At 40.9% G+C, this 25,344-nt stretch carries 29 protein-coding genes; 4 read left to right on the top strand and 25 right to left on the bottom strand.

Features of this window, described 5'->3' with window-relative positions:
* The 16 genes from NSQ36_RS14490 to NSQ36_RS14565 all read right to left on the bottom strand — a co-directional run bounded on the left by NSQ36_RS14490 (position 1) and on the right by NSQ36_RS14565 (position 9,470).
* The gene (locus NSQ36_RS14490) at positions 1-213 is read right to left on the bottom strand and encodes a hypothetical protein (protein ID WP_003212736.1); all 213 of its coding nucleotides are present in this window, start codon (positions 211-213) and stop codon (positions 1-3) included.
* Positions 200-655: a hypothetical protein gene (locus NSQ36_RS14495; RefSeq protein WP_050944007.1), complete on the bottom strand. Its 456-nt coding sequence runs from the start codon at positions 653-655 to the stop codon at positions 200-202. Before NSQ36_RS14495 ends, NSQ36_RS14490 begins: the two co-directional genes overlap by 14 nt.
* A 4-nt stretch (positions 656-659) precedes the next feature.
* On the bottom strand, positions 660-1,157 hold the full coding sequence (locus NSQ36_RS14500) for an HK97 gp10 family phage protein (protein WP_050944008.1): 498 nt from the start codon (positions 1,155-1,157) through the stop codon (positions 660-662).
* Positions 1,154-1,510, bottom strand: coding sequence for a YqbH/XkdH family protein (locus NSQ36_RS14505; RefSeq protein ID WP_003212773.1), 357 nt, complete (start codon positions 1,508-1,510; stop codon positions 1,154-1,156). Before NSQ36_RS14505 ends, NSQ36_RS14500 begins: the two co-directional genes overlap by 4 nt.
* Entirely contained in the window at positions 1,507-1,890 is a 384-nt protein-coding gene (locus tag NSQ36_RS14510) for a DUF3199 family protein (RefSeq protein WP_050944009.1), read from the bottom strand. The genes NSQ36_RS14505 and NSQ36_RS14510 overlap by 4 nt, the downstream gene beginning before the upstream one ends.
* A gap of 13 nt (positions 1,891-1,903) precedes the next feature.
* Positions 1,904-2,827 (bottom strand): phage major capsid protein, encoded by a 924-nt coding sequence (locus tag NSQ36_RS14515; RefSeq protein ID WP_339205977.1) that lies wholly within the window; start codon positions 2,825-2,827, stop codon positions 1,904-1,906.
* Positions 2,828-2,849: 22 nt separating this feature from the next.
* Positions 2,850-3,938 (bottom strand): XkdF-like putative serine protease domain-containing protein, encoded by a 1,089-nt coding sequence (locus NSQ36_RS14520; protein ID WP_251191370.1) that lies wholly within the window; start codon positions 3,936-3,938, stop codon positions 2,850-2,852.
* Positions 3,939-3,976: 38 nt separating this feature from the next.
* The gene (locus tag NSQ36_RS14525; RefSeq protein WP_044140773.1) at positions 3,977-5,434 is read right to left on the bottom strand and encodes a phage portal protein; all 1,458 of its coding nucleotides are present in this window, start codon (positions 5,432-5,434) and stop codon (positions 3,977-3,979) included.
* Positions 5,431-6,732 (bottom strand): PBSX family phage terminase large subunit, encoded by a 1,302-nt coding sequence (locus NSQ36_RS14530; protein ID WP_251191401.1) that lies wholly within the window; start codon positions 6,730-6,732, stop codon positions 5,431-5,433. The genes NSQ36_RS14525 and NSQ36_RS14530 overlap by 4 nt, the downstream gene beginning before the upstream one ends.
* An 8-nt stretch (positions 6,733-6,740) precedes the next feature.
* On the bottom strand, positions 6,741-7,385 hold the full coding sequence (terS, locus tag NSQ36_RS14535; RefSeq protein ID WP_003213198.1) for a phage terminase small subunit: 645 nt from the start codon (positions 7,383-7,385) through the stop codon (positions 6,741-6,743).
* Between the two features lie 152 nt (positions 7,386-7,537).
* Positions 7,538-8,056 carry a sigma-70 family RNA polymerase sigma factor gene (locus NSQ36_RS14540; RefSeq protein ID WP_003213659.1) on the bottom strand — a complete coding sequence of 173 codons (519 nt, stop codon included), beginning with the start codon at positions 8,054-8,056 and terminating at the stop codon, positions 7,538-7,540.
* A 126-nt stretch (positions 8,057-8,182) separates the two neighbouring features.
* A complete protein-coding gene (locus NSQ36_RS14545) occupies positions 8,183-8,389 on the bottom strand; it encodes an XtrA/YqaO family protein (protein ID WP_012011053.1) in 207 nt (68 codons plus the stop codon).
* Positions 8,386-8,787, bottom strand: coding sequence for a hypothetical protein (locus NSQ36_RS14550; protein WP_050944014.1), 402 nt, complete (start codon positions 8,785-8,787; stop codon positions 8,386-8,388). Before NSQ36_RS14550 ends, NSQ36_RS14545 begins: the two co-directional genes overlap by 4 nt.
* Positions 8,788-8,837: 50 nt before the next feature.
* The gene (locus NSQ36_RS14555; RefSeq protein ID WP_233421710.1) at positions 8,838-9,080 is read right to left on the bottom strand and encodes a hypothetical protein; all 243 of its coding nucleotides are present in this window, start codon (positions 9,078-9,080) and stop codon (positions 8,838-8,840) included.
* On the bottom strand, positions 9,058-9,210 hold the full coding sequence (locus tag NSQ36_RS14560; RefSeq protein ID WP_170965973.1) for a hypothetical protein: 153 nt from the start codon (positions 9,208-9,210) through the stop codon (positions 9,058-9,060). Before NSQ36_RS14560 ends, NSQ36_RS14555 begins: the two co-directional genes overlap by 23 nt.
* On the bottom strand, positions 9,207-9,470 hold the full coding sequence (locus NSQ36_RS14565) for a helix-turn-helix transcriptional regulator (protein ID WP_050944015.1): 264 nt from the start codon (positions 9,468-9,470) through the stop codon (positions 9,207-9,209). Before NSQ36_RS14565 ends, NSQ36_RS14560 begins: the two co-directional genes overlap by 4 nt.
* A gap of 159 nt (positions 9,471-9,629) precedes the next feature.
* Here NSQ36_RS14565 and NSQ36_RS14570 point away from each other — a divergent pair, with 159 nt between their 5' ends.
* The 3 genes from NSQ36_RS14570 to bioB all read left to right on the top strand — a co-directional run bounded on the left by NSQ36_RS14570 (position 9,630) and on the right by bioB (position 11,715).
* Positions 9,630-10,007, top strand: a complete 378-nt coding sequence (locus tag NSQ36_RS14570) for a helix-turn-helix transcriptional regulator (RefSeq protein WP_050944016.1) — start codon at positions 9,630-9,632, stop codon at positions 10,005-10,007.
* Between the two features lie 199 nt (positions 10,008-10,206).
* On the top strand, positions 10,207-10,557 hold the full coding sequence (locus NSQ36_RS14575; RefSeq protein ID WP_003213146.1) for a hypothetical protein: 351 nt from the start codon (positions 10,207-10,209) through the stop codon (positions 10,555-10,557).
* Between the two features lie 162 nt (positions 10,558-10,719).
* On the top strand, positions 10,720-11,715 hold the full coding sequence (gene bioB, locus NSQ36_RS14580) for a biotin synthase BioB (protein WP_050944017.1): 996 nt from the start codon (positions 10,720-10,722) through the stop codon (positions 11,713-11,715).
* A 41-nt stretch (positions 11,716-11,756) separates the two neighbouring features.
* Here bioB and NSQ36_RS14585 read toward each other — a convergent pair whose 3' ends face one another.
* The 4 genes from NSQ36_RS14585 to NSQ36_RS14600 all read right to left on the bottom strand — a co-directional run bounded on the left by NSQ36_RS14585 (position 11,757) and on the right by NSQ36_RS14600 (position 14,960).
* Positions 11,757-12,230, bottom strand: coding sequence for a hypothetical protein (locus NSQ36_RS14585; protein WP_003212767.1), 474 nt, complete (start codon positions 12,228-12,230; stop codon positions 11,757-11,759).
* A 170-nt stretch (positions 12,231-12,400) separates the two neighbouring features.
* Positions 12,401-13,234: an undecaprenyl-diphosphate phosphatase gene (locus NSQ36_RS14590; protein WP_050944681.1), complete on the bottom strand. Its 834-nt coding sequence runs from the start codon at positions 13,232-13,234 to the stop codon at positions 12,401-12,403.
* A 125-nt stretch (positions 13,235-13,359) separates the two neighbouring features.
* The gene (locus NSQ36_RS14595; protein WP_251191371.1) at positions 13,360-14,502 is read right to left on the bottom strand and encodes an AI-2E family transporter; all 1,143 of its coding nucleotides are present in this window, start codon (positions 14,500-14,502) and stop codon (positions 13,360-13,362) included.
* Positions 14,503-14,567: 65 nt separating this feature from the next.
* Entirely contained in the window at positions 14,568-14,960 is a 393-nt protein-coding gene (locus NSQ36_RS14600) for a DoxX family protein (protein WP_050944019.1), read from the bottom strand.
* A 200-nt stretch (positions 14,961-15,160) separates the two neighbouring features.
* Here NSQ36_RS14600 and NSQ36_RS14605 point away from each other — a divergent pair, with 200 nt between their 5' ends.
* Positions 15,161-16,144, top strand: coding sequence for a Gfo/Idh/MocA family oxidoreductase (locus NSQ36_RS14605; RefSeq protein WP_251191372.1), 984 nt, complete (start codon positions 15,161-15,163; stop codon positions 16,142-16,144).
* Between the two features lie 82 nt (positions 16,145-16,226).
* Here NSQ36_RS14605 and NSQ36_RS14610 read toward each other — a convergent pair whose 3' ends face one another.
* The 5 genes from NSQ36_RS14610 to NSQ36_RS14630 all read right to left on the bottom strand — a co-directional run bounded on the left by NSQ36_RS14610 (position 16,227) and on the right by NSQ36_RS14630 (position 25,258).
* Entirely contained in the window at positions 16,227-16,751 is a 525-nt protein-coding gene (locus NSQ36_RS14610) for a type 1 glutamine amidotransferase domain-containing protein (protein WP_137054481.1), read from the bottom strand.
* A gap of 90 nt (positions 16,752-16,841) precedes the next feature.
* On the bottom strand, positions 16,842-18,830 hold the full coding sequence (locus NSQ36_RS14615) for a methyl-accepting chemotaxis protein (protein WP_050944022.1): 1,989 nt from the start codon (positions 18,828-18,830) through the stop codon (positions 16,842-16,844).
* Between the two features lie 165 nt (positions 18,831-18,995).
* Entirely contained in the window at positions 18,996-20,972 is a 1,977-nt protein-coding gene (locus NSQ36_RS14620; protein WP_251191373.1) for a methyl-accepting chemotaxis protein, read from the bottom strand.
* A gap of 176 nt (positions 20,973-21,148) precedes the next feature.
* Positions 21,149-23,140 (bottom strand): methyl-accepting chemotaxis protein, encoded by a 1,992-nt coding sequence (locus NSQ36_RS14625; protein WP_050944024.1) that lies wholly within the window; start codon positions 23,138-23,140, stop codon positions 21,149-21,151.
* Positions 23,141-23,266: 126 nt separating this feature from the next.
* On the bottom strand, positions 23,267-25,258 hold the full coding sequence (locus NSQ36_RS14630; protein WP_050944025.1) for a methyl-accepting chemotaxis protein: 1,992 nt from the start codon (positions 25,256-25,258) through the stop codon (positions 23,267-23,269).
* Between the last annotated feature and the right edge of the window lie 86 nt (positions 25,259-25,344).

Raw genomic sequence — 25,344 nt, forward strand, 5'->3', positions numbered from 1 at the left:
TTAAACCTCCTTGGACAAAAAAGCATCAATGTGCTTTTTCGCTTCTGTTTTTGTAATTGGTTGATGTTTGATATAAAAAAGAGCACCTTCAAGGATTTCTGGTTTAACCCCAAAAAGATCCTTACTGTGCTCCTTTAAGGCTTCAAATGAAAAGCCAAATTCTTTTTCTTCGCCAGCTGTTTGAGCAGGCTCTGCTTTTTTAGTCTTGCTCACGTTTGATCACCCCATCTGAAAAGTTGATGTCTTCAAGGCTCGCTTGTTTGTCTCGGTTATACCAATAACTGCTATCCCACGTCAGGACAATCGCTGCTACGCCTTGATCTAACATTCTGGTTTCCACTCTTTTTATGCGGACATAATCATCAAGCACCTCTCCATCTTCACTCATCATCTGAATCATTTGACGATCAGCAAGCAATGCATCAACAATTATTTCTGCCGCGTCATGTGCTTTTTCTGAATCCATATGAAACACTTTCACTTGCAGCGAATAAGATTTCATAAATGTAGATACCGTATCTGGACCGCTGATGACTGTTACGGGCGGCACATAAACGGATGGCACTTGAAAACGCTCTGGCAAAAGTCGATCATACATTGTCACAGGAAAGTGTGTGTAAATATAATGCATGATTGCCCCGACTTCTTGATTCATTTCATCACCTCCCAAAATGTCGATCGAACCAGCTTTGAAGCTTTCGATCCAGCGACTGTTCAAACATTTGCTCATAGAGCATGACAGCATGATCCCAGTAGCCATTTCCATCTACCCATTGAGAGGCAAGCATCATTCCTGTCTTTGCATTCGGATCATATTCAAAGCGGCTGCCAGCCCACCTGCCAGGCACCCATCTTCGCTCTCCACTTGAAGAAGTAGCATGTCCGTCATTAACATAGGAGGCATATTCAAGCTTCGTTCCCACTTCAAGTGTGAGACCACCTTTTGACATGAGAAAATGATTCTCCTTGTCTCCTTGCGTAAAGGAGCTTAGAAGCCGACCTGTATCGACAGCATTCTCCTTGATTAACTCATCCTGAATGATGTCCAAAAGCTCTAGGCCCATGTCCTCTAGCCAATCTTGATATTCTGCTTTTAAGCCGCCGGCACACGCTGTTTCCAGCTGTGAAAGCAGCCGATCAAGTCCATCAATTTTCATAGATTTTCCTTCCTGACTGCCATCACTTCAATGTGATGATTTTTCACTTTTTTGGGCTGCTGTAACTTAAGTGAGACGCCGTTCCACACCATTTTGTCATGCAGGCGAATATCACTTGCTAAAGGGAAATGGACAAGATAGGACTGATAAATCACTGTATTCGGCTCTTCTTGCACAAGCGACTGATTCTTTTCTATGACATAACAAGCCAGATCTGTCAGGCTAGGTGCATCAGGATAGGAAAGAGTCATTTGTAAGTCATCAGCTGGAATCCCGAATTTTCCTCGGGAAGCCTCCTGATGTTCAAGGTGAAAAAGATCACAGCGATCTGTTAAGAGAGATTGATAACTCATAATGATCTCACCTTTAATTTGGTACTGCCCCCAGTAAATGATGGTTCAATGTAATCGACAAGCAGGGCATATACATAAGGTTTGCCTTTCACTTGATCAGCTGCCTTCGCATATGAATAATCACCCATTTTTTCTGACGTAAAGCCTTTCATCATAGATTCATCATCATTCAGCATGGCAAAATATTGGGCCATTTTTAATAATGCGATTCTTGCTTTTTCAGGGAGGGGCTGATATTTTTCGCTTGAGAAATCATGACCTACGATTTGAAATACCGCAGCTTCTGCTTCGATAATATCTGCTGTCAGTCTTTCTACAGATCGATTTTTCACACGCTCAAATACAGAATAGGCTTGCAGTTCTTCAGGAGAAATAATCATGGCCTGATGTCACCTACTCTTTCACTTTCATCACTTTTGCTACAGCATCCTCTTCCTCAAATTTGCTGTCTAGCTTTGCTGTTAGGACAATAATAAATTTACGTCTGCGAATATCTTTTTCTACTTCAATTCGAATATGACGAGAAAAACCTACGATAATATTTTTAGGGTGTGTCAGCAAAATATCAGATACGTCTGTTCCCGCTTCGTCATATGGCTGCATATTGGCAAGACCTTTGACCGGCACACCGAATGCAGAAGAAAGTCCGCCTTGAATAACCGCATCTCCGAGAGTTGTCTGACGGTTTGCTACTTGATCCTTCCATTCCACCTCTAAACTTGGAGATGTGTAGAAACGGAAATCCTGAGGTACACGTAAATATTTTGACGGCATCGCTTTATAGGCTTGTTTAAACATTTGGCGGCTAATTTCCGCTCTATTGGCATCGACAATATGAGATACTGCTTGTTTTCTGACGCCATCCATTTGGGCTAAAAACGGATCTGATGAAGTCGTATCCCCATTGACGATGAGCTCTTCAATATCAACGGCCGCTCGTTCAGCAAGCATTTGCATAATTGTCTGCTGAATTCCGTCTTTTTCAATATTGTTTTCAATGCTGTCGTAGGTCATATGAATTTCTGCAATGACCTCTTTTGCATTTAGCTGGACAGTGCTTGTCGCTGGGACAACACGGTCTTTTGCATCAAGCGCTTTGCCTTCCTCTGCTGGGCGCAAAATACGCTGGCCAAAGCCGATTTTTTCGATTTTTTGTGAATCACTTTCCATCGGAATGATGCGTGCATCATTTAAAACGGTTGGTGTGTTTTGCATCATTCTAATGAATATGCTGGATTGGGTTGCGTTCATGAGACCGCCGGTTTTTAAGCTGGCAAGTGTCATTTCGGCCTTACGAATCAACTCTTGATTTCTCACACTGTTTCCTCCTTATTTCGGCTTATAGTAAGCCATCCCATATGGGTTTTGTCGTGTCGTTTTGTGTATCGTGGATTGTTTGTTTTGATATGCCCCTTGCCTTTTCAAGCATGTGAATCCGCTCTGAAATAGGCAAAAGCTGCTCCTGAAGCACTTCCTGCATCGCTGCTTTTTCTCTGCTGGCTGATTTCTCTAAGGAAGAGAGCTGATGACGAATCGGTGCAACGACTTGTTCGAGCACTTTTTGGACAGGTTCTTCCCCTGTTTGTTCTGTTTCCTGCTTTTCAGCCTGCTGCAAGACGTTTTCGATGGCCTTTTTTGCCTTTTCGAGCTCTCGCACTTGATCCGTCGTCAAAGCGGCCTCTTCTTTTTGTACGTCTGCTGGCCTTTCACCAATCGTTTGAAGTACATCCTCTGTCTTCAGGATGTCCTGCACGATTGGAATGAGCTGTTCTAAGGTAGCTCTTACATCCGCCTCATCACCATCACTTGACTGTAAGGTTTCCAGCAGATGGTCTAAAACGTTCCAAAATGGTTGTGACATGTTTGCACCTTCCTCTTTTAAAAAGAAATTTTTCAGCAAAGAAAAAAGACCTCTCTCATTTGTGTCTTGAGATAGAAGCTGATCTTGTTCTTCTATGGCGACGATGTCCGCCGTTCCGGCCATTGAATAGCCTGTAATGTGGCCTTTTTGAATTTGATCCCAAATCTCTTGGGAAGCCTTTGTCACAAGCACCCAAGATCCTTTGCGAATCAGCTCCCCGCCCACTTCAACATCAGCCGGAGCAATATATGATTCAACCACTTCGCCAACACCATCCTGAAAATCATGCTGCTTGTCAATATGACGGGCATCCTTCATAAAGCCGTGTGCCGCTCTTTCAATTTCCTTGGCTGTCATAAAGTCTTGATGTGCATCAGGCGTATTCGGCTCATACACGACACCGTACACGAGGCGATGAGCATCTTCTGCCTTTGTCAGGACACTGACCTCCTTTTGAAAGTCAGGTCGCTTTTTCTTTGCTTTCATCAAAAAGAATTTCTTCTTGTTCGCTGCTTTGTCCACGTAGGAAACATGCGTAATTTTAGCGTTTTTTAGTTCTCTTGGCATATGTTCACCCCCTTTCAAAAAAGCGCACTCGCTTCTGTTTATTTCGTCAGCTGGTCCGGCTCTGGTTGAGGCTTTTCTTCAGCTGATTTCATGCGGCTTTCTAAAGGGCGGTGATACAGTTCCTCAGGCCATTCCTCTAGCGTTTTTCCGAGGATTCTTCCTGCTAAATCGCGCAAATCGTTAGGTGACACTGCCCCCGCCTGAATAAATGGTGTCAGTACTTTGGCAATCTCTAATGGGTCTCTAAAATCAGGACCATTTAATAGAAAACGGACATGCCAAATTTCAAGATCCGGCAGAAAAAGAGTATTGAGTTTTCCTGTGATGAGATGCCGTTCCGGCTGAAATACTTGCTCTTCTGTTGTTTTACGCGCTGTATCTGCTGTCGCTTTGTTATAGTCTTGAGACTCACCTGTGTAAATTGGCGGAAGGCGAAACGCAGAGCGGATTTTGTTTCTTGTTTTTTCATCGTATTCTAAAAAAAGCGCATCTTCTTGCAGGATCTCGGCTAGAGATTTGAAGTTTACTTTGACATTTGAGACATCTTCTTCTCCCGTTAGCCCTTTTTCTGTCGGCAGACCTTCAACTTCAAGCAATAGAAATTTATGTGCATGATCAGATCCTTCAATATCGTCCATATAATCTTGAAGCTGCTGATAAGAGGATTCTGACAGCATCCCATTTTCGACAATGATGGCACCTGGTACATGCCGTCCTTGTTTAAAATAAAGATAGTTCAGCTCCTCTGCCTTGCGTGCTCCGTACATATTGACGATGTTGCCAATCCAGCGGGGAATCCCATACGTTCCGCTGCCAATTTTAAAATGAATTACTTCTGTTGCGCGAAGCGGCTCTGGTGTGGTGTCATCGTACTTGCCTGTTTCACAGTGCAAAATGCGCGGATCACCATACTCCTTGAAGAAAACTTTCTTTTCGTTGATTACCTGCACATATTTGCGGAATCGTTTCTTTCGATTCATTGTTCTTAATTCGCCATTTTCTGTGTAACTGAATTCAACGTCGACTGGCTCACTAAGCTTGCAAATGCGGATATGGAGCGCATCTAAATACTCGATTCCGGCCGGCTTTCCTTGTCCATCTCTCAGCACCTCTAAAAAGCCATTGCCCGTTTTCTCTCGGTCTTCGAGGACATAGCCAAGAATCACATCAGCGGACTCATCATAGTTCATGTACTTCGTAAACTCTTCAAGTCTTGTCCATTCCTTTTCTGCGGCTTTCTTTTTTGCCGGTTTTACACCTTCTGCATTAAAGTCAAAGGCATATTCCACCCCAAACCCAAAACCCAAAATATTCGTTTTGTACGCATCAATACATTGCTGAAGAATGGTTGAATATTCTGCCATGCTTTTTAATTCATTGATGTTGTAAGGCGGGGGAACAATGTCATCTTTTTCATAGGAAAATTCATCTGCATACATTTGTTTTGTATGATCAGACATGTTTGCCTTCATAATCGTTGCTTTCAATTGTTTCATTGTATGGACCTCCTCTCTCTGTTTGGACGGACACGCTCTGAGGCGGTCTGTTTCAAATCCGTCACTTCATAATCATCCAGCGCATACCAGATCGCTGATAATGTGTGCGGATCGATTTGAAATGCATCTTCCTCTAAACGTCCATCCTTATCTGCCTTATAGGTCAGTGATTGAAGTTCATAGATTGTGTACGGACAAGCATCAGAGCAAATGATTTTTTTAAACCGTTTGATCTTTTTCGTATACTGCAAACGAGAGCCTTGGAACTTATGTGCTGCCACCATTTGAAATCCACGCTGCCGAAAATAGTGAATGGTTTTAGGCTCGGCTGCATCGGCTTTGATGAGTTCCTTTGATTCAATGAACTCTTTTAGGTCAACAGCTGTTTCATCATCTGTTTTCCCGCGGTCGTAATATTCCCAGTAAATATATAAGTACTTTTTTTCATGGTCGACGGCTAATCGAATGAGCGCATTGTATGATTCAACAAATCCAAAATCCATGCCTGCTCGTTTTAGCGGCCGGTCAATCTGCTGAATGGCTTCTAATACATCAGAATGGCTTCTCACCTCAAATTGAGGAAAAACCTTTGTGCCGTTGATGCCGAAATAGCCCTTCCTCGCAATTCGATAGAGGTCTGGGTCGTATTCTTTCAGCTCATCCAGCTGCTCCACATAGCTTTTAGGGAGAAATAGGTTATCTTCCGCTGTGGAGTGATGATAGTACGTATCCTTGATCACAACGGTGCGTTTTTTGTATAAGGTTTCGTCATCTAGGACAAATCGCTTCAACTGTTCATCTCGAAAGAAATGTCTGTACGTCCAATTATCTTGACCAACAGGATTGGTCGATAACATCATATAAAGCGGTAAGGACGGGTGCCTCATCCTTCCAAGCAGCTCTTTAAAGCCTTCATAAGAAACCTCCGAACACTCCTCAATCCAAATCATCGAGATGTTGTTAATCGATTTCAATTTCTCAGGCTTGTCCAGCCCTTTGAATAAGATGCTGCTGCCATTTCGAAACGTCAAGGCAAGCGGCGAACTGCGGCACTTCACCACATGATCGATGCCAAGATCGCTGACGATCTCTTGTAAGAGAGAAAAGGTTGATTCGCGGTGCGTATCATATACTTCTCGAATGACAAGTGCTGTCCGTTTTTCTTCCAGCAGCTTTAAAATGAGTTTTAACGCAATGTGATAGCTTTTCGAGGAGCCGTAGCCGCCTACTAAAAATTGAAACTTTTGATTCCAATCGAATAGAAAGTGTTCAAAGTGAGGATTGACTTCTTTTTCAATCAATGGCGTCATGAGTTATCCTCTTTTCGCTTGATCATGATGTGAAGATCTTCCTCTTTTTCTTCGCGCACTGCTTTTTTTGTTTTTTCGATGGTCAGTTCAATTTGCTTTAGCCTTAATCTTCGTTCATCCTTCGCATGTGCAAGCTCTTCAAACTGTTTAATGAGACGCCTGAGCTCTCCCATTGCACGGGATTGGGCATTTAAAAAGGTGGCATGCCGATCCCATGAAAATTGAAACGAATATTCTTCTGTGCTGATTTCTTGTTCTGGCTGAATGCCTTCTACTGTTTCTTCTAATGAAGAAGGCATGTATGCTGCCTTTTTCAGCTCTTTGATCATGTCATCTTGATCTGACACATACATGATTCGCTGCGCCCGAATAATGGCAGCATATTGAATTTGAATTTGATCCCAGATTAAATCAAGCGATGTACGCCCGCCCATTTTCTCCATGATTTCAATTGTTTCATCTGAAAGAAACTGATTGAAGATCGAGTGTGCCTGCTTTGACGAACCTTTTTGCCTTTGCCATCCGTATCGTCTTTTCCAAGATTTCACGGTATGGATCGAGACATTGTAATGATCAGCAATTTGCTGGTACGTCATCCCTTTCATATAATCTTGCTTGGCTTCTATCCGTTTATCTTTCATTTACATTCACCTGCCGCCTCCTTTTAATTCGAACGATTTCCTGTGAAGGAATCATTTGTGTAGGGCTAGCAAACATCCGTTTGGTCTTTCTAACTATAGGTGGCAACTGTAAGACAAGTGTTGCTCCATTTATTTTGTAAAAGAAAAAACGCCTATTCAGCTGCTTCGAATAGGCGTTCTTGTACTTTTTTGGCCATCTTTGTCCGAGCTCTCTCCATATGTTTTTGCACAGTTCCTTTCTTCACATCCAGCATGATCGCAATCTCGCTAAACGATAATCCTTGCGTTGTGTGCATGAAAAATACGTCCTTTTCTCGGTCCGTTAAAACGGACAAGGCTTCATCAATTCGTTTCTTGTCCCGCTCACTGAATTCTTTTTCATTTTCTTGGATGATTGTATATTCATGTGATAAAGCCTCTAACACTTCTGGATTTGCTAGAATGGTGCGCTGATAGACTGAACGTCTGTCTAATCCTCTGCGTGCGCCTGGCTCTCTTCCAATTTGAAGCCACTCTACTACGTATTCGAGATCGCTCACCATACTGGCGATCATTTTTTTATCATGCTTGTCTTGAACGGACAGCTGATGTTCGTCTTTTTCTTTAAATGGTTCATATTGTTTTCTAGCATCCTTTAATGCTCGTTTGTATTCAATGAGTAAATCTTGCATATTGGCTCTCTCCCTTTTTTAAGAAAATAAAAAACGGACACCAATCAGTCCCCTTTTCATAGGGTCTTGATCAGTGTCCGCAGGCTTTCCGTCTTGGACGTATGATGTTGTGATCTGTTCAGTGATCTAGCTGATTTTAAAACCAATCTCGTGATCTACTCTTGCAAAATGACCTTTTGCCGTTTGGATAATGGTTTTTCCATGTTCAGGTACATCTATCTGATAAGCTGTTCCTACATTCCCATCTAACACGATGACTTGAATTTTTCCTGTTTCCATCTCACCGACAAATGTCTGGTTTTCTTGAATGAATAATTGTTTTGGCTCGTTCATATGCTTGTCTCCTTAATTGGTGAGGACTTCGTGCCATCACCTATCGTATTTAAAATGATTTCAATTCTTGGACGCATACTATAAAACTGGGAAACTCTTAAATCAACGATCTGTAGAGGGGCCCTATCCGCAATAGAATGAAGTGCTTCTTGAATATGGTGTAGTCGTGGCTGAAAGATGCTGACGTTCACTGGGCGTATCAAACCTTTCTCTGCGTATGTACGCTTGATTTGACAATCAGCTATGTCAAGCGGCATGTCGTCAAATAAACGAATCTCGAGTGATAGTGCGTCTTTTATTTTCTGCGGGCATTGCGCTTTTGCAGCTGCTCGTATTCTTTTTATCAATGTATCTTTTGTGAACAATAACTCTGTCTCAATGATGAAATGGATGACCATGTTATGATCTCCCGTCATCCTTTTCCCACTGACGAATGTCTTGTTCGTTTTTACTCGCTTTGAGCAAGCATTTGAGGATTTCCATGATTTTCTTCCATCGTTTCATGTCGTCTTGCTTCCTCCTTTTTTGCTTCAGCGAGCTTTTCCGCCAAGAGGGTCATGTATGTTTGCTTGTCTTCTGATGTGGAAAAAACAAACACCGGTTTTTGGTGTTGAAAGGTCATCCAGCCGCCGGCTTGGACTAAACAGAGCTGCGCTTCCTTTCTGGCATCAAACGTCATCTGATGTTTCATCTTCTTCAAATCCCTCCAGACTCTCTTCAATCTCGACTTGATACCCATAACGTGTCATGTCATATGACCAATAGCTTTTTGGATATCCAAAATCATTCATCTGCGCTACCATTGGATGTTCAATATTCATTTTGTTCGTCTCCCCTTTTCAAAGAAGTGCTCTTCCTTTAAAGAATTACTCATTTCGTGTAACTTTTGGTCAAAAAAAAGCTCTTGAACACCCCTATTCAGCAAATCTGCAATATGCTTTGCTATTTCTAAGCTGGGCTTCGTTCTGCCCATTTCTATATTTGCATAGCCGCTCGTATACTTATACCCTAACTTTTTCGCCAAATAGGTTTGTGTTTTTCCTTGTAAAATGCGTTCTTCTCGTAAATTTTCAAGTTTCATCTTTTCACCTCTTACTCAATATGTGTAAGTTATATTCATTATGATAATATACACAAAACGAGTAAGTCAATCATTTTTTTATTCTTTTTGTGTAATTATTTATCTTTTCCGTGTAATTCATGATAAAATTTACTCATAACATGAAAAAAGGTGTTTCCAATGGATAATTTGACTGGGAAGATTTTAACTGAATTAAGAGAGAAGCATGGATGGAGCAAGTCAACGGTTGCTAAAAAACTCGGATTAAAGGCGATGTCCACTTATGCAAATTGGGAATATGGCTTGAGAAAGCCCGACGGTGAAATGATTGTGAAAATCGCCGAGTTATACGGGGTTTCAACGGACTATCTTCTCACAGGTAAGGACAAAGGCGGAACTGATGGCGACCTTGCAGACGATCCTGATTTGCAAATTGCGTTTAAGGCTGCCTCCGATTTTTCCGAAGAAGCACGAAGACAAACCATCGATTTTATTCACTACATTAAAGAAAAAGAGAAGCAAAAAGGCCGTCAGCCAAAACAGCGAGACGACGATTGAGCATCTCTTTTCATAAAGCTTTACATTGCTGGGATACGCCCAGCTTTTTTTTATGCCTCTTTTTCCCCTAAAAAAGAGAAGGCTCATGAATAATATGTGACAATTTTCACCATAAATACTCTTTTTTCCACATATTTTAATTGACATATAATACTATTATTATTAATATATGTATATGCCAAAAAAAGGAGTGTTACCGATGAAAAAATTAATGAAAGCTTGTACATTGTCTTTAGCTGCTTTAGGTGCTCTTACGTTCTTCCAAACTGAAGGTGCACATGCAGCTGCACAGCCAAAAGAACCAGTTATAGCAAAAGCTCCTATTATGAATAAAGTGATTACAGTGAACCGTACGCTTACTGTAGGTTCTTCAATCGCCGTCTCTCTTCCAGCAAGTCAAATTTCTGTGTCAGGCGCAACATATGCCATTCAATTAGATCAAACAGCTCCGAACTTCACTTGGATTCGTGCCGTACAACGTGGTTCTGTCACAGTTTCTTACTATAATTCACTAGGCGAGCTTGTGATTAACTATATTACTGTTCGATAAGCTATAAGGCTTTACATATAAAAAGGCGATGACTTCATGATCATCGCCTTTTTGTGTGTCTTCAAGTATTTTTGTAGACTTCATTTATCCAATGCTTGCCAACGACTATCCATTATGTTAACTTTTAATAAAAATAAGTTAACATAATGAGAGGAGCTTATGATGGGAAAACACATATCTTTGTCTTGGGAAGCGATAGCAGAAAAAGCGCTGAAAAATGAACGGATCACTCTTCAAGAAGGTCTAGATATTCTTGAAGCTGACGATAGAGAATTATTATCTATCATGCATGCAGCCTATCAAGTACGATTTCATTTTTTTCAAAATAAGGTGAAATTAAATATGATTCTTAACGCAAAAAGCGGTTATTGTCCTGAAAACTGTGGTTATTGTTCACAGTCGATCATTTCTAAAGCATCGGTTGAACGATATACAATGCTTGATCAAAAAACGATTGTGGCTGGCGCGCGTGAGGCGCTCAAGAGAAAAGCGGGGACTTATTGTATTGTCGCGAGCGGCAGAGCACCTTCTCACAGAGAATTAGATGAGGTGACAGCAGCAGTAAAAGAGATCACTGAGACCATGCCTTTGAAGGTGTGTGCATGTCTTGGGTTATTAAATGAAGACAAAGCGAAGCGGCTGAAGGAAGCAGGGGTTCATCGGTACAATCACAATATCAATACACATCAAGATCATCATACTCACATTACGACAACTCATACATATCATGACCGCTTGTCGACCCTTGAGGAGGTCAAACAGTCGGGCATGTCACCTTGCTCAGGGGTTATTATTGGAATGGGTGAAACCAACCAGCAAATTGTTGAAATGGCTTTTGCGCTCAGAGCCATTGATGCGGATTCCATTCCAGTCAACTTTCTTCATGCAATTGAGGGAACACCACTTGAGCATCAAGAACGAACACATCCGGTCAAAGCATTGAAAGTGTTGGCACTCATGAGGTTTGTCAATCCAACCAAGGAAATTCGAGTGTCTGGAGGCAGAGAGTTCAATTTACGGACGCTTCAGCCGCTTGCCCTTTATGCGGCAAATTCCATTTTCGTAGGCGATTATTTAACAACAAAAGGTCAGCAAGTCAAAATGGATCATCATATCATTGAAGATTTAGGTTTTGACATAGAAGAATGTGCGTTATAAAAAAAGTCTGCCGGTGAATCGGCAGACTTTTAACAATAAGATTAGAATCTTTTATGGAAGTCGACAGTGCCGCTTCCTTCCTCACGGTCAAAGCTGCCGACAAATGTCCAGTTAATATAGCCGCCGTCACCATTATTGACGAACGTCCCATCTTCAAATACCCAAATACCAAACGTAATACCATCATATTCAACACTATCATAGTAAACCACATTGTTCAGTCCGCTAAAGTCATGGTCTTGGCTTAAGTTTTGGACAACGACGTTATAGTTTTGACCTGCTTCATAGAAGGCGCTGTACGCCGCATTTTTAACGAATCCATCACGATTTTGAGATGATTTTACTGCTTGTTCAATTTTATCGGCAATGGCTACTGGATCAATAGAGACACTTCCATCAACACCTGTTGTCGTTGCAGCTTCAGCCGTTTGACCAAAAGTCGTAAGAGATAGAGGGGCAGCAACCATTGACGTAGCGATCACAGAACTAACAAAGAATTTGCTTGTTTTTCTCATTATTTCTAACTCCTCCTTTAATTGGTATGTTTATGTACTACCCCTTCTCCAATCTCTTAAACACTAATTTATGAAAAAACTTCTTTTTCTACCAAATAAGAGGGTGATTTTACTGTTTAAAATAGTTAAAACAACAAAAAACTACTCTTTAATAAGAGTAGTTTTCAGCATTACATGAATAGGATAAATAAAATCACACCTAGGATTATTCGATATATTGCAAAAGGCACCAGTTTGATTTTATTGATCAGTTTTAGGAAGAATCGAACAACGAAGAGAGCCACAACAAATGCACTCACAAAGCCGACGATAAAGAATGGCAGCATGTCTGTTGTTAAATATTCGGCATTTTTCACCAGTGTTAACAAGCTTGCCCCCGCCATAATCGGCATCGCCATGATAAATGTAAAGTCAGCTGCTGCACGGTGATTCAAACCAAGAATAACCCCGCCTGCGATCGTCGAACCTGAGCGCGAGAAGCCTGGCCATAATGCCAAACATTGAAACAGTCCGATATAAAGCGCCTGTTTATACGTCATGTTATCGACAGAGCTTGTTTCTGTTTTACGTTTATTGATCCAGTCAGCGACAAGCATCAGCACTGCGCCTAAAATCAAACCGACAGCAACTGTTCTCACGTCAAACAAGTATTTATCAATATAATCTTCAAATAAGAATCCTAAAATGACGGCTGGGACGAGTCCTACTGCAATTTGAGCAATGGTCAGTTTATGCCCGCTGCGCTTTTGTTCTTCAGTGATATTTTTCTTTAAGCCTAACAAGTTCAAAATTCGATCCTTGAACACAATCATGACAGCTAAAATAGAGCCTAACTGAATCACGACTTTAAATGTGTTTGCCGCCTCTGGCGTAATGATTTCCTTTGACTTTAACCAAAGATCATCGACAATGATCATGTGACCTGTAGACGAGACAGGTGCATACTCTGTTAATCCTTCGACAATTCCTAAAACCAGTGCCACGAATAAATCCCATAGATTCATGATTTTCTTTCCTTTCAATTCTGATCTTTTGAACAGGCAACCATCTATGTCCACATAAAGACAAGCTTCCTATTTCGAAAGCTCGTCTTTATGATACTATATTTTTTTCAAAAAAGATTATGACATCAAGCCTTTTCTTCTTTATACAAATTGGATCGCATTTTAAACCAATCAAATAAGTGAGTCGTGATGACTTTCAGCACGGCGTACGTCGGAATAGCGACAATGATGCCGACCACGCTGAACAGTTTACCGGCTGTTAAAAGAACAAAAATGATGGTGATTGGATGGATGTGAAGATTTTTCCCCATAACCTGTGGAGAAATGAATTTCCCTTCAATCAGCTGGACAACCGTCCAAACAATGATCAATTTTAACAGCATAATTGGTGACGTGACAAGGGCAATCACAATCGCTGGTGTAATGGCAATCGTTGGCCCAAGGTAAGGCACGATACTTGTACAAGCAGCAATGATGGCCAGCAGTAAGGCATAGTCTAACCCGATAATCATGTATCCAATTAAGAGAAGAAAACCGATACAGAAGCTGACAATGATCTGGCCGAGAATATAAGAGCTCAGGCGATGGTTCATTTCGTGAAGCACGATATGTGTATGCTCTCTAAATTTATTCGGAATAAATTTCAGGAAATAGTCAGGCAATTTTTTGCCGTCTTTTAATAAATAAAACAGAATGAACGGAACGGTCACGATTGAAATGATGACTTCAGTAAGCGCCCCTAGGAATGTCCCCACTCCGGTAAAGGTACTTTCCAAAATTTTCGTCGCTTGACTTGACGCTTTGCTCACCAATTCAGAAACGTTAAAATTCATCGCTTTTTGCGCTTGATTAATGAAGTTGCTTCCCGTTAGTTGTCTAATCTGATCTTCTACCGTATCAACATATTTCGGAAGGTTATGAAACAGACTCATCATTTGCGCTTGTAAAAACGGAATAATAGACACAATCGTCACTGTAATAATGCCAATAATGACAATATATAAAAGCAAAATCGAAAAGATCCGTTTGACTCTAAACTTCTCTAACAAATTGACAATTGGATTTAATAAATAATACACGACCCCCGTTAAAATAATCGGTAAGGCGATGGTTTTGACGAGTACAATGAGCGGTGTGAAAATAAAGGATGTTTTCATGAAAACAAGGATATTCAATCCAATTAATAGCAGGACGAGTAAAAAGAGAACAAACTTGTTATCAAGAAAAAATTTTCTAAATCGACTGCTCCACATTTGCATAGAATTCATATCGTTCCTCCAAACTCGGGCTATTTTATGAATAAATTGTACACTACCTGATCATGATATGGTGGTCATTGTTTCAGCTTTTTTTCCCATTTCGCAATGGACATCACCCATACAATCAGAATGGGCTGTCCTATCAGTCTTATCCATAGCAAAGACTGCTCTGTGCTTTCTTGACCTGGAAATGGAATTCCCTCTCGTGCAGCAAATAAGTTTGCAGGGAAAATGAGGACAAGATAGACAGCAATGATTTTTGCTGCTGCGATCCTGACATTTGGCAAAAGCAGCAAGACAGCCAGCAGCCATTCTAGGCATGCCGTCGCATAGACCATACCATATGGAAATGGCCAGCCTGGCATCATACGGGCAAAGCCACTCGGCTCTATCACATGAAAAATACCGGCTGCTATGAATAAAAGCGCAAAGACGTATGTACTTCCTATATGCAGGACGCGCTTCATGGTCGTATCCTCCTCTCCCTTCTATCAGAGTATTACCCGAATGAAGGAAGAAACTACCCACTTCTCGTACATTTATATCCTTTATGTAAGACGCATCAGCCTATATAAAGGTTTCATCCGCTTTTCAATAAAAAGAATGTTCTTTCTTACAAACGCTTTCAAAGGATGTATAATCAGAGAAAGTAGAAGGAGGGAACGACATGATTCGATTTGCTGTCATCGGAACGAACTGGATTACAGATCGATTCTTACAGGCCGGTGAAGGAGTAGCTGATTTTACATGTACAGCCGTCTATTCACGGTCCGCTGAAAAAGGCCAGGCATTTGCCGAAAAATACGGTATTGATACAGTTTTTACGAACTTACATCAAATGGCGGAAAGTGATGCGTTTGATGCCGTGTATATTGCGAGTCCAAATGCCCTTCATAAAGAGCAGGCCATGTTGATGATGGAGCACCAAAAGCACGTATTATGCGAAAAACCATTTGCCTCTCACCGAAAAGAAGTAGAAGAAATGATTGCTGCAGCGAAGAAACATCAAGTGTGTTTGATGGAAGCGATGAAAACGACATTTCTGCCCAACTTCCTTCAAATCAAACAGCATCTTGATCAGCTTGGACCCATTCGGCAAGTGGTCGCTCATTACTGTAAATATTCCTCAAGATACGATGCCTACCGAAATGGCGAGATTCCAAATGCTTTTAAGCCTGAATTATCCAATGGTTCTTTAATGGATATCGGTGTGTATCTCGTCTACCCGGCGCTTTATTTATTTGGTCTGCCGAATCAAATCACCGCGAGAGGCTATAAGCTTTCTTCTGGTGTAGATGGGAGCGGCTCTGTCCTTATGCAATATGACGGGCATCAAGCACTTCTTTTTCATTCTAAAATTTCAACGTCTCATTTATCTGCGGAAATTCAAGGAGAGGATGCGACGATGGTGATTGATCAATTCCACCGTCCTTCGCATATCACGATCCATGATCGGCAAGGACACCATACCGACATCTCTCTCAAAGATGATCAGCCAGCCATGTATTATGAAATCTGTCATTTTATTGAGTGTATTCAGCAAGGAATGAGGCAGTCTCCGGTCAATACATTTGCCTTATCTGTTCAAACCATGTCCGTCATGGACGAGGCGAGAAAACAAATGGGCGTGAGGTTTCCTGCCGATAGATAAAATGAATGGGCATGAAATGATAAACAAGGGGCGAACATGATGTGCAAGTTCGCCCTTTGTTTTTTTATTTTGGGTCCATTGTTTATGTTGCCGCTAACACATCCGCAAATGCTTTCACATAGGGAGGAAGATCCGGTGGACGTCTGCTCGAGACGAGGTGACCATCTGTGACGACTGCTTCATCAAACCAGTCTGCTCCAGCATTTGTCATATCATCTTTAATACCAGGTGTGCTCGTTACTTTTTTGCCTTGCAGGATGCCTGCTGAAATCAATACCCATCCAGCGTGGCAAATTTGCCCGATTGGTTTTGCCTTTTCATCAAATGAACGTACGATATTTAACACTTCTGGAAAACGGCGCAGTTTATCTGGCGCCCACCCTCCAGGGACAAGCACAGCATCATATTCATCCGCTTGAATGGAATAAAAATCTGCATCAGATACAGCCGGCACACCATACTTCCCAGTGTACTCATGATTTGCTTTTTCTCCTACAAGGTGCACAGTTGCCCCTTCTTCTCTTAAACGCAGAACCGGATACCATAGCTCTAAATCTTCAAAATCATTACTGACAAACGCAATGACCTTCTTATTTGATAAACGCATAACATCTCTCCTATTCTTTCAATTTCCTCTATTGTACGAGATGACCGCTTAAAAAGAAAAGCGGTTCCCCTTGAGGAGAACCACTTGATCTTATTCACTGATCTTGAATTTTTTAATTAAATCACGTAATTCTTCCGCCATTTGGGAAAGAGTCGTAGAGGAAGAACTAATCTCTTCCATAGAAGCAAGCTGCTCTTCAGCAGATGCAGCGATATCTTGGATGCTTGCTGAACTCTCTCGTGATACATCTGCAATTTCATTCACTGCTTTAGAAATTTGCTCAGATCCTTTTGAAAGCTCGCGTACTGTTGTATTCATTTCATTCATTCTTGTAGCGATTTCCGCTGTTTGCTGATTAATTTGTGAGAAGCTTTCTTTCGTTTGATCTGTAATGGAAAGACCATTCTTCACTTCTTCATTCACTGATTTAAACATATTTTGAGATGTTTCGATTTCAGATACAATTTCTTTCACAAGCTTTTCAATCTCTTTTGCTGAATCTGATGATTGAACTGCAAGTTTACGTACTTCCTCTGCGACAACAGAGAAGCCTCTGCCTGACTCACCTGCACGTGCTGCTTCAATAGCTGCATTGAGTGCAAGTAAATTCGTTTGATCCGCAATGCCGTTAATCACGCCTAGGATGTTTGTGATGTCTTTTGATTTATGCTCTAGCCCGTTGATCACCCCTTCAGCTTCTTTCACTGAATGGTCGATCGTCTTCATTTGGCCAACGGTTTGCTCCACAAGCTGTCCGCCTGATTCCGCGACTGTTCTTGATTGAATAGATGATGCTGCGATGACATCAGATGTTTCTGCGACCTCGTTCAGACCTTCATTCATTTGTTTTAAATGAGCCGCACTTTGCTCCACCATTTCGCTTTGATTTTCGTTGCCGTTTGAGAATGTTTCAATAGATGATGTAATATGTTCGGTTGCTTTTGTTGTTTGACCTGCGCTTGCTGTCAGTTCTTCAGATGAAGAAGCCACGTTTTCTACAGATGTTTGTACAGCTTGGATGACATCTCTTAATGATTCACTCATTTCATTAAAGCTTGTGCCTAGCTGTCCAATTTCATCTTTTGACCGGACATCAATTTTTTCTGTTAAATCTCCTTCACTGATTTTCTTTGAAGAAGAGACAAGTATAGATAGTGGTTTTGTAATGGAACGGATGATCAAGAAGATCAGAATCCCGCCAATGATGAGCGCGCCAGCTAAAATGATAGCGGCCATGTTAAAGACTGGCTGTGCAGCTTCTTCTACTTCTGTCACAAACATCGTACCGACAATTTTCCAGCCAGTCGCTTTGTTTGTGGTGAATTCCATTTGCTTTTCTTTTCCTTCAAACATATAACTCATAGAACCTTCATCTTGTGAATAAAGCTTTTCTAGCCATTCACCAGATAATTTTGTTCCCGCTTTTTTCGTAGGATGGGCAACAAAGGTACGATCCGGACTTCCGATAAAGGCATAGCCTTGTTTCCCAATGTTTATGCTATTTGATTCTTTTACTAGATTCGCAATGTCTAGGTTCATTGCAATGACTCCTGATCCGTCTTCTAACTTTTTAGAGATGGTGACCACAAGCGTACCTGTGGAAGCTGTTGGATACGGTGCTGAAACAGACAGCTCTCCGTTTTTCTCCCAGCCGTCTTTATACCAATCCCGCTCCGTTGCGACATAGTCAGCAGGCATTTTTTTATTAGGATATCTTGAAAACACTTTGCCATCACTTGAAGCGACAAAAATGCCTTCTGTGTCATCATTCATACTCATGAACTGCTCAAACCGTCCTTGAATATCTGTCGTGCCTTTTTGCTTAAGCTTTTTCTCCGTGATCCATTTGCTAAAGAAATCGGCTGCGTCTGTTTTCACTTTCACAACCTTCGTAATATTTTTATCTAGCTGCTCGACGTTCTCCTTTGCACTTTGCATAATTTGATCATTCAAAGAAGTACTCGCCGTATGATATGAAGAGAATGCCAACACAATGATTGGGCATAAGAGAATAAATAAGAAAGAGAATACGAGCTTTTTTGAAATAGATGGCTTCCTGAAATACTGTATGAATTTCATAAAAAAGAAAACTCCTTTTCGTAAGATAGTATATATATCGGAAGTACTACTATGTTCTTTACTTTTTTAACTTATTAAAGTCTAAATAAGACCAAAATACCCAAATTATATGTATTGAATGGAAAAAACACCTGACGCCAAAACGTCAGGTGCTTCCCTATATTCTTATATTTTAAATTGTTTAATGAGCTCTCTTAGCTCTTCTGCCATCTGAGATAACGTAGCAGAGGAGGAACTGATCTCTTCCATAGATGCCAGCTGTTCTTCTGCGGATGCTGCGATATCTTGGAAGCCTGCGGAGCTTTCTCGTGAAAGCTCTTTAATTTGATTCACCGCATGTGAAATATCATTTGAGCCGTGCGAGAGTTCTTTAGCCGTTCCGTTCATTTGTTTCATTTGTTCTGTCATTTCTGATGTTTTATCGGAAATTTTCTCAAAGCTGATTTTCGTTTCATCTGTAATGTTTAATCCAGATTGTACTTCACCTGCTACTTGTTTAAACATGTTCTGTGATTTTTTAATTTCCTCTACAATCTCGTTCGTCAAGCTTTCAATTTCCTTTGAAGAGCTTCCGGATTGCTCTGCCAGCTTACGAACTTCTTCTGCAACAACAGAGAAACCTCTGCCTGCTTCTCCTGCCCGAGCGGCTTCTATCGCAGCATTTAAAGCTAGGAGATTGGTCTGGTCGGCAATGCCGTTAATGACACCCAGAATGTTCGTAATATCTTTTGATTTCTGCTCTAAGCCTTGAATCACAAGCTCTGCTTCTTTCACTGCCTGCTCGATGGTTTGCATTTGCCCTGCTGTTTTTTGAACAAGTTCTCCACCGGCCTGAGCCGTTTTGCTTGAATCAATCGACGATTCCATCATATGAGAGGTCGTATCGACCATATGGGATAAGCTGCGATCCATTTCGTTCAACTGGACTGAGCTTTTTTCGATCATATCATTTTGATGTTCATTGCTGTTTGAGAACTGTTCAATAGATGATGTGATATGCTCAGTCGCTTGAGCGGTCTGTCCCGCACTTGCTGTTAATTCTTCAGAAGAGGCGGCCACATTTTCAATGGAATTTTGAACAGCTTGAATGACTTGTTTCAGCTTAGCTGACATCTCGTTAAAGCTCTGCGCAAGCTTGCCGATTTCATCGTGCGTACGAACTTCAATGTGCTGGGTCAGATCACCCTGACTGATTTTCTCAGCCGATTCAGAGAGTGCTATCAGTGGCTTTCGGATTGATTTAATAATAAAATAAATCGCGATTCCGCCTATGGCAATCGCAACTGCCAGTATGATCATTGTTAAGTCGAGTACTGGCTGTGCAGCTTCTTGGACTTCGTCCACATACATGGTTCCAGCAAGCTTCCAGCCTGTTGCTTCATTTGTGTCAAAGAACATTTGCTTCGGCTGTCCTTTGTATTCATATTTGAAACTGCCTTGTTTTTTAGCATACAATTTCGTGATGAAATCACCTGTCAATTTCGCCCCAGGCTTGTCTGTTTTATGGGCAATATAATGCTGATCTGAAGTCGCGACAAACGCATAGCCTTCTTTGCCTATTTTGATGCTGTTTGTATCTTTCACGATCGTGTTCAAGCGCACATTGATTCCAATCACACCAGAACCATCTGCTAGCTGTTCTGATATTCTGATGAGCAGGTCATCTGATGACTTGTCGGCAAAAGGATCTGAAATGATGAGTTTCTCATCTCTCATCGATTGTTGAAACCACGGTTCGTTTTTTGCACTCGCTTCACTCCCTTTATGAATCTCGGAATATTCGGTTAGTTTACCATTTTGATCTGCAATGAATACTTCCACAACATCTTCGTCTGTTTCCGATAATTGCTCTAATTTCACCTTGAGTAAATCCTTATTTTTAGAAGTCAATTCACTCTTTTTCACCGATTTCGATAAATAAGAAACGATATCAATTTTAGGCTGTACATCTTTATTAATGAGTTCGTTTAATTGCTGAACACCATTTGCAGCACTAGACATAATCTCATTATTGAGAGACTTTGATGCCACTTCATAAGAAAATGCTGCCAATACGAGAATTGGCACTAGGAGAATCGCTAAGAATGCAGTAATTAATTTCTTGGACATTGTAAAATGCTTAAAAAAGTTGATTTTTTTCATGATTCTACTCCTTTTGAATTATGATTTGTGGTATTTCACTTCTATTCTTAGGTAATATGAATTATTTTTCAAGGGGTAATGTTCGAAATCTAATTAAAATGAGTAAATTTACCTATTTCTTTTGATTTATTCAATTGAAAAAGAGCCCTTTAGCTGAAGGGCTCTTTTCATTTTGTCTATTCGACTTTAAATTTGCTGATCAAATCACGCAATTCTTCTGCCATTGATGAAAGCGTAGCAGAGGAGGAGCTGATTTCTTCCATAGATGCGAGCTGTTCTTCCGCTGAAGCCGCAATGTCTTGAATGTTTGCGGAGCTTTCACGTGAGACGTCTGCAATCTCACGGACAGCCTCTGACACATGTGCAGAGCCATTTGAAAGCTGGACAACTGTTTGATTCATGGTTTGAAGCTGGTCAGAAATTTCTTTTGTCATTTCGAAAATATTGTGGAAGCTGACTCTTGTTTGTTCAGTGAAGCTTAGGCCTGATTGAACTTCTCGATTCACTGCAGTGAATACTTCCTGTGATACATCGATGTCTTGAACGATTTCTTTAATCAAATTCTCGATTTCTTTCGCCGAATTGGCTGATTGAACAGCCAGTTTTCTTACTTCTTCTGCTACAACGGAGAAGCCTCTGCCAGATTCCCCAGCTCTTGCTGCCTCAATTGCTGCATTTAGCGCAAGTAGATTCGTTTGGTCGGCGATACCATTGATGACACCTAGAATTTGTGTAATGTCTTTTGATTTACTTTCAAGAGCGCTGATGACATTCTCTGCTTTTTTCACGGACTGATCAATGACATTCATTTGAGAAGCGGTTTTTTCGACAAGCTGTCCGCCTTCCCCTGCGATATCTGTTGATTTGATCGATGAAGCAGTAATGGATTCAGCCGACTCATTCATGTGCTGAAGGCCACGGTTCATTTCATCTAACTCTTCTGAGCTGGATTCGACTTTGTCATTTTGACTTTCATTTCCATTGGAAAATTGTTCAATGGCTAGTGTAATATGCTCTGTTGCTTTACTTGTTTGCCCTGCGCTGGCGGTCAGTTCTTCTGATGAAGAAGCGACATTTTCGACTGAGGTTTGGACGGCACCAATGAGGGTTCTTAATGAGTCAATCATTGTATTAAAGCCTTTCCCAACTTGGCCAATTTCGTCATCTGATTGGATCTGAAGCTTATCGCGCAAATCACCTTCGCTGACTTTTTTCGAGAAGCGGGCAAGGTTGGATAATCTTTTAGATATAGAGCGGACGATAAAGAAGATGAGGGTACCTGCTACGATAAGTGTCACACTGAACACAATAAGGGCTGTATTGAAAACGGGCTTTGCTGCATCTTCTACTTCTGATACGAGCATCGTTCCACCGATTTTCCAGCCGGTTAATTCGTTGGTCACATACGCAACCTTTTTATCTATTCCTTTGAGTGTGTAGCTGCCGTTTCCTTCTTTGTTTTGATAAATAATATTTGCTAGATTCTCATTGACCTGACTTCCTGGCTTTTGGGTCGGATCTGCTAAAACTGTTTTATCTTTCTCCATGATGAAGGCATAGCCTTTTTGCCCAATTTTGATTTCTTTTAACTTTTGAATCAGGGTGTCAATTTCCATATCAAGTCCAATAACACCTGACCCATCTTTCATTTTTTGAGTAATCGTGATGACCATTTTGCCTGTGGAGGCTGCTACGTATGGTTTTGTGATGACTTGTTTACCGTTCTCTGCATTGAGCGCTTCTTGATACCATGGACGCTCTCTTGGATCGTAGCCATCAGGCATCTTTTGAACTGGATATTGCATAAACAATCCCTTTTCGGAGCCTGCATAGATAGCAGAAACATCTTTTTCATTAATTTTTCCAAATTGCTGCAATTCTTTGATGGTCGCATTTCTATTTTTTTCTTGAAGATTAGACGCTTTGAGTGAGTCTGTAAACAGAGCCACAGCATCTGCTTTGTTTCCTATATTCTCATTGATTAAAGTATCAAATGCATTGACTTGACTCATCGCACTGCCCATAATCTGTTTGTCTAGCTCTGTCTTTGATGTAAAAAACGCACTAATTGTCAGTGCAGTGGTTGGCAGGATAAGGACTACCAAAAAGGCAATAATTAATTTTTTTGAAATGGATGGTTTTTTTAACCATTGAATCATTTTCCCCATTTTCTCTTTCCCCCTTTACTTCTCTAAAGTTATTATCGGATGAAAGGTTTATTTTTACAGGCTGAAAACGATGTTTAAAATATAAAAAAAATACCCAGACAATTCTGGGTATTTTTTCATCATTATTTAATCAATTTTAAATTGACTTGTGAGCTCTTTTAGTTCCTCTGCCATGTTAGAAAGTGTCACTGAAGAAGATGATATTTCTTCCATAGATGCCAGTTGCTCTTCAGCAGAAGCCGCAATGTCCTGAATGTTTGCAGCACTTTCTCTAGAGACTTGACGCATCTCCTGCATAGCTTGTGAAACTAGCTTCGAACCGCTCGATAGATCAATGGCTGTATCGTTTAATTGCGTCAGTTTTTTCGACATTCCTTCTGCCGCCTCATAAATGTTCTGGAAGCTTTCTTTTGCTTCTTCTGTCATACCAAGTCCTGCATGTACTTCTCGATTGACCGTTTTGAACATATCTTGAGATTTAGCAATTTCTAACACAATTTCTTGAATGAGCTTTTCTATTTCTTTCGCTGAGTCTGCCGATTGGACAGCTAATTTTCTCACTTCTTCTGCCACGACAGAGAAGCCGCGTCCTGATTCACCTGCTCTTGCTGCTTCGATGGCTGCATTTAACGCAAGAAGATTCGTTTGATCTGCAATGCCGTTAATGACATTTAAAATGCTCGTAATATCTTTAGACTTATATTCTAATTGCTTCATGACTTGTTCTGCTTCTTGTACAGATGTATCAATATGTTTCATTTGGCTCGCTGTGCTTTCAACTATTCGGCCGCCTTGACCAGCTGCCTCTGTTGATTGAAGTGAGACAGTAGCCACTTCTGATGACGTTTGTGACATGCCTTGTAATCCTTCATTCATTGCCACAAGCTGATTCGTACTAGATTCGACTTTCTCGTTTTGTGCTTCATTTCCATTTGAAAATTGTTCAATCGACATCGTGATATGTTCAGTTGCTTGACTTGTTTGGCTGGCACTTGCCGTCAGCTCCTCGGAAGCGGAAGCCACATTGTCGACAGATTGCTGTACCGCTCGAATGACGTCACGAAGGGATTCACTCATTTTGCTAAAGCTTCTTGTGAGATCTCCAATTTCATCCTTCGATTTGGTTTCAAGGGTTTCGGTTAAATCACCATCACTCACCTTTTCTGAGAAATCAACAAGCTTTCGAAGTCCAATTGTGATGGAGCGAACGATAAAGAAGATCGCAATACCGCCAAGGATAAAGGAAGAAATTAAAAGAATAATGGCAGAATTCCAAACTGGCTGTGCTGCTTCTTCTGTTTCTGATACAAACATCGTTCCAGCAATTTTCCAACCTGTTAAATCATTTGTCACAAAAACGAGACGCTTTTGTTCTCCTTTATTCTCATAAGTTGATGTTCCTTCTTTTCCGCTGTAAAGGATAGATGAAATATTTTCAGTAACCTTAGATCCTGATTTTTCTTCTAGATGGGCCACAATTTGCTTGTTTTTATTCGCAATAATTGGGTATCCTTCTCGTCCAATTTTAATCTCTTTTATTTTATCGACAATGTCTTGCACATCAATGTCGATTCCGATCACTCCCGCCCCGTCCTTCAGGCGCTGGGCAATCGTGACAACCATGCCGTTTGTTGTGGCAGAAATGTATGGATTGGTGACAACTGGATTACCACTCTCATCCTGCATAGCTAGTTGATACCAATCGCGCGTTGTTGGATCATAACCTTTTGGCATATCTACTTTAGGAAACTGAATGAAGTCACGCTTTTTACTTGCTGCATAAAACCCAACCACATCATCTTCATTGATTTTGCTGTATATCTCAAAATGCTCATACAGCTTGTCCTGGTTGTTCTTTTTAAAGTCTGCAGCAGTAGCTGTTTCAGTAAAGAGTTTTACTGCGTTTTCCTTATTCATCAGCTTTTGCTGGATCATGTCATTCAGTTCATTGACTCTTGCTTTTGCTCCGTACATGATTTCATGATCTAATTCTTCTTTGGCAATCTGATATGAAATCGTACTGAGTGTAATAATTGGCAAGACAAGGACGAGAGTGAATGAAATAATCAGTCTCTTAGAAATCGATGGTTTTTTCAACCATTTTATTGCATTTTTCATGTTTTTCCTCCTTTTAAACGATATGTTATATATCGGACAGCTTCATATTATTTTCATGTTTTTCAAATAAAAAGGATGCTTTTTTG

Source organism: Bacillus sp. FSL W8-1143 (genome assembly GCF_037965155.1).
Taxonomy (GTDB): domain Bacteria; phylum Bacillota; class Bacilli; order Bacillales; family Bacillaceae; genus Bacillus; species Bacillus pumilus.

What these genes read in the sequence shown, in the direction of transcription:
- NSQ36_RS14630 (WP_050944025.1), bottom strand. Translation starts at nt 25,258, where the DNA reads ATGAAAAATGCAATAAAATGGTTGAAAAAACCATCGATTTCTAAGAGA.
- NSQ36_RS14595 (WP_251191371.1), bottom strand. Translation starts at nt 14,502, where the DNA reads ATGAATTCTATGCAAATGTGGAGCAGTCGATTTAGAAAATTTTTTCTT.
- NSQ36_RS14525 (WP_044140773.1), bottom strand. Translation starts at nt 5,434, where the DNA reads ATGAAACAATTGAAAGCAACGATTATGAAGGCAAACATGTCTGATCAT.
- NSQ36_RS14620 (WP_251191373.1), bottom strand. Translation starts at nt 20,972, where the DNA reads ATGAAAAAAATCAACTTTTTTAAGCATTTTACAATGTCCAAGAAATTA.
- NSQ36_RS14545 (WP_012011053.1), bottom strand. Translation starts at nt 8,389, where the DNA reads ATGAACGAGCCAAAACAATTATTCATTCAAGAAAACCAGACATTTGTC.
- NSQ36_RS14615 (WP_050944022.1), bottom strand. Translation starts at nt 18,830, where the DNA reads ATGAAATTCATACAGTATTTCAGGAAGCCATCTATTTCAAAAAAGCTC.
- NSQ36_RS14565 (WP_050944015.1), bottom strand. Translation starts at nt 9,470, where the DNA reads ATGAAACTTGAAAATTTACGAGAAGAACGCATTTTACAAGGAAAAACA.
- NSQ36_RS14510 (WP_050944009.1), bottom strand. Translation starts at nt 1,890, where the DNA reads ATGATTATTTCTCCTGAAGAACTGCAAGCCTATTCTGTATTTGAGCGT.
- NSQ36_RS14575 (WP_003213146.1), top strand. Translation starts at nt 10,207, where the DNA reads ATGAAAAAATTAATGAAAGCTTGTACATTGTCTTTAGCTGCTTTAGGT.
- NSQ36_RS14555 (WP_233421710.1), bottom strand. Translation starts at nt 9,080, where the DNA reads ATGAAACATCAGATGACGTTTGATGCCAGAAAGGAAGCGCAGCTCTGT.
- NSQ36_RS14605 (WP_251191372.1), top strand. Translation starts at nt 15,161, where the DNA reads ATGATTCGATTTGCTGTCATCGGAACGAACTGGATTACAGATCGATTC.
- NSQ36_RS14610 (WP_137054481.1), bottom strand. Translation starts at nt 16,751, where the DNA reads ATGCGTTTATCAAATAAGAAGGTCATTGCGTTTGTCAGTAATGATTTT.
- NSQ36_RS14585 (WP_003212767.1), bottom strand. Translation starts at nt 12,230, where the DNA reads ATGAGAAAAACAAGCAAATTCTTTGTTAGTTCTGTGATCGCTACGTCA.
- NSQ36_RS14500 (WP_050944008.1), bottom strand. Translation starts at nt 1,157, where the DNA reads ATGAAAATTGATGGACTTGATCGGCTGCTTTCACAGCTGGAAACAGCG.
- NSQ36_RS14625 (WP_050944024.1), bottom strand. Translation starts at nt 23,140, where the DNA reads ATGGGGAAAATGATTCAATGGTTAAAAAAACCATCCATTTCAAAAAAA.
- terS (WP_003213198.1), bottom strand. Translation starts at nt 7,385, where the DNA reads ATGAAAGATAAACGGATAGAAGCCAAGCAAGATTATATGAAAGGGATG.
- NSQ36_RS14540 (WP_003213659.1), bottom strand. Translation starts at nt 8,056, where the DNA reads ATGCAAGATTTACTCATTGAATACAAACGAGCATTAAAGGATGCTAGA.
- NSQ36_RS14570 (WP_050944016.1), top strand. Translation starts at nt 9,630, where the DNA reads ATGGATAATTTGACTGGGAAGATTTTAACTGAATTAAGAGAGAAGCAT.
- NSQ36_RS14505 (WP_003212773.1), bottom strand. Translation starts at nt 1,510, where the DNA reads ATGAGTTATCAATCTCTCTTAACAGATCGCTGTGATCTTTTTCACCTT.
- NSQ36_RS14495 (WP_050944007.1), bottom strand. Translation starts at nt 655, where the DNA reads ATGAATCAAGAAGTCGGGGCAATCATGCATTATATTTACACACACTTT.
- NSQ36_RS14600 (WP_050944019.1), bottom strand. Translation starts at nt 14,960, where the DNA reads ATGAAGCGCGTCCTGCATATAGGAAGTACATACGTCTTTGCGCTTTTA.
- NSQ36_RS14550 (WP_050944014.1), bottom strand. Translation starts at nt 8,787, where the DNA reads ATGGTCATCCATTTCATCATTGAGACAGAGTTATTGTTCACAAAAGAT.
- NSQ36_RS14590 (WP_050944681.1), bottom strand. Translation starts at nt 13,234, where the DNA reads ATGAATCTATGGGATTTATTCGTGGCACTGGTTTTAGGAATTGTCGAA.
- NSQ36_RS14520 (WP_251191370.1), bottom strand. Translation starts at nt 3,938, where the DNA reads ATGCCAAGAGAACTAAAAAACGCTAAAATTACGCATGTTTCCTACGTG.
- bioB (WP_050944017.1), top strand. Translation starts at nt 10,720, where the DNA reads ATGGGAAAACACATATCTTTGTCTTGGGAAGCGATAGCAGAAAAAGCG.
- NSQ36_RS14560 (WP_170965973.1), bottom strand. Translation starts at nt 9,210, where the DNA reads ATGAATATTGAACATCCAATGGTAGCGCAGATGAATGATTTTGGATAT.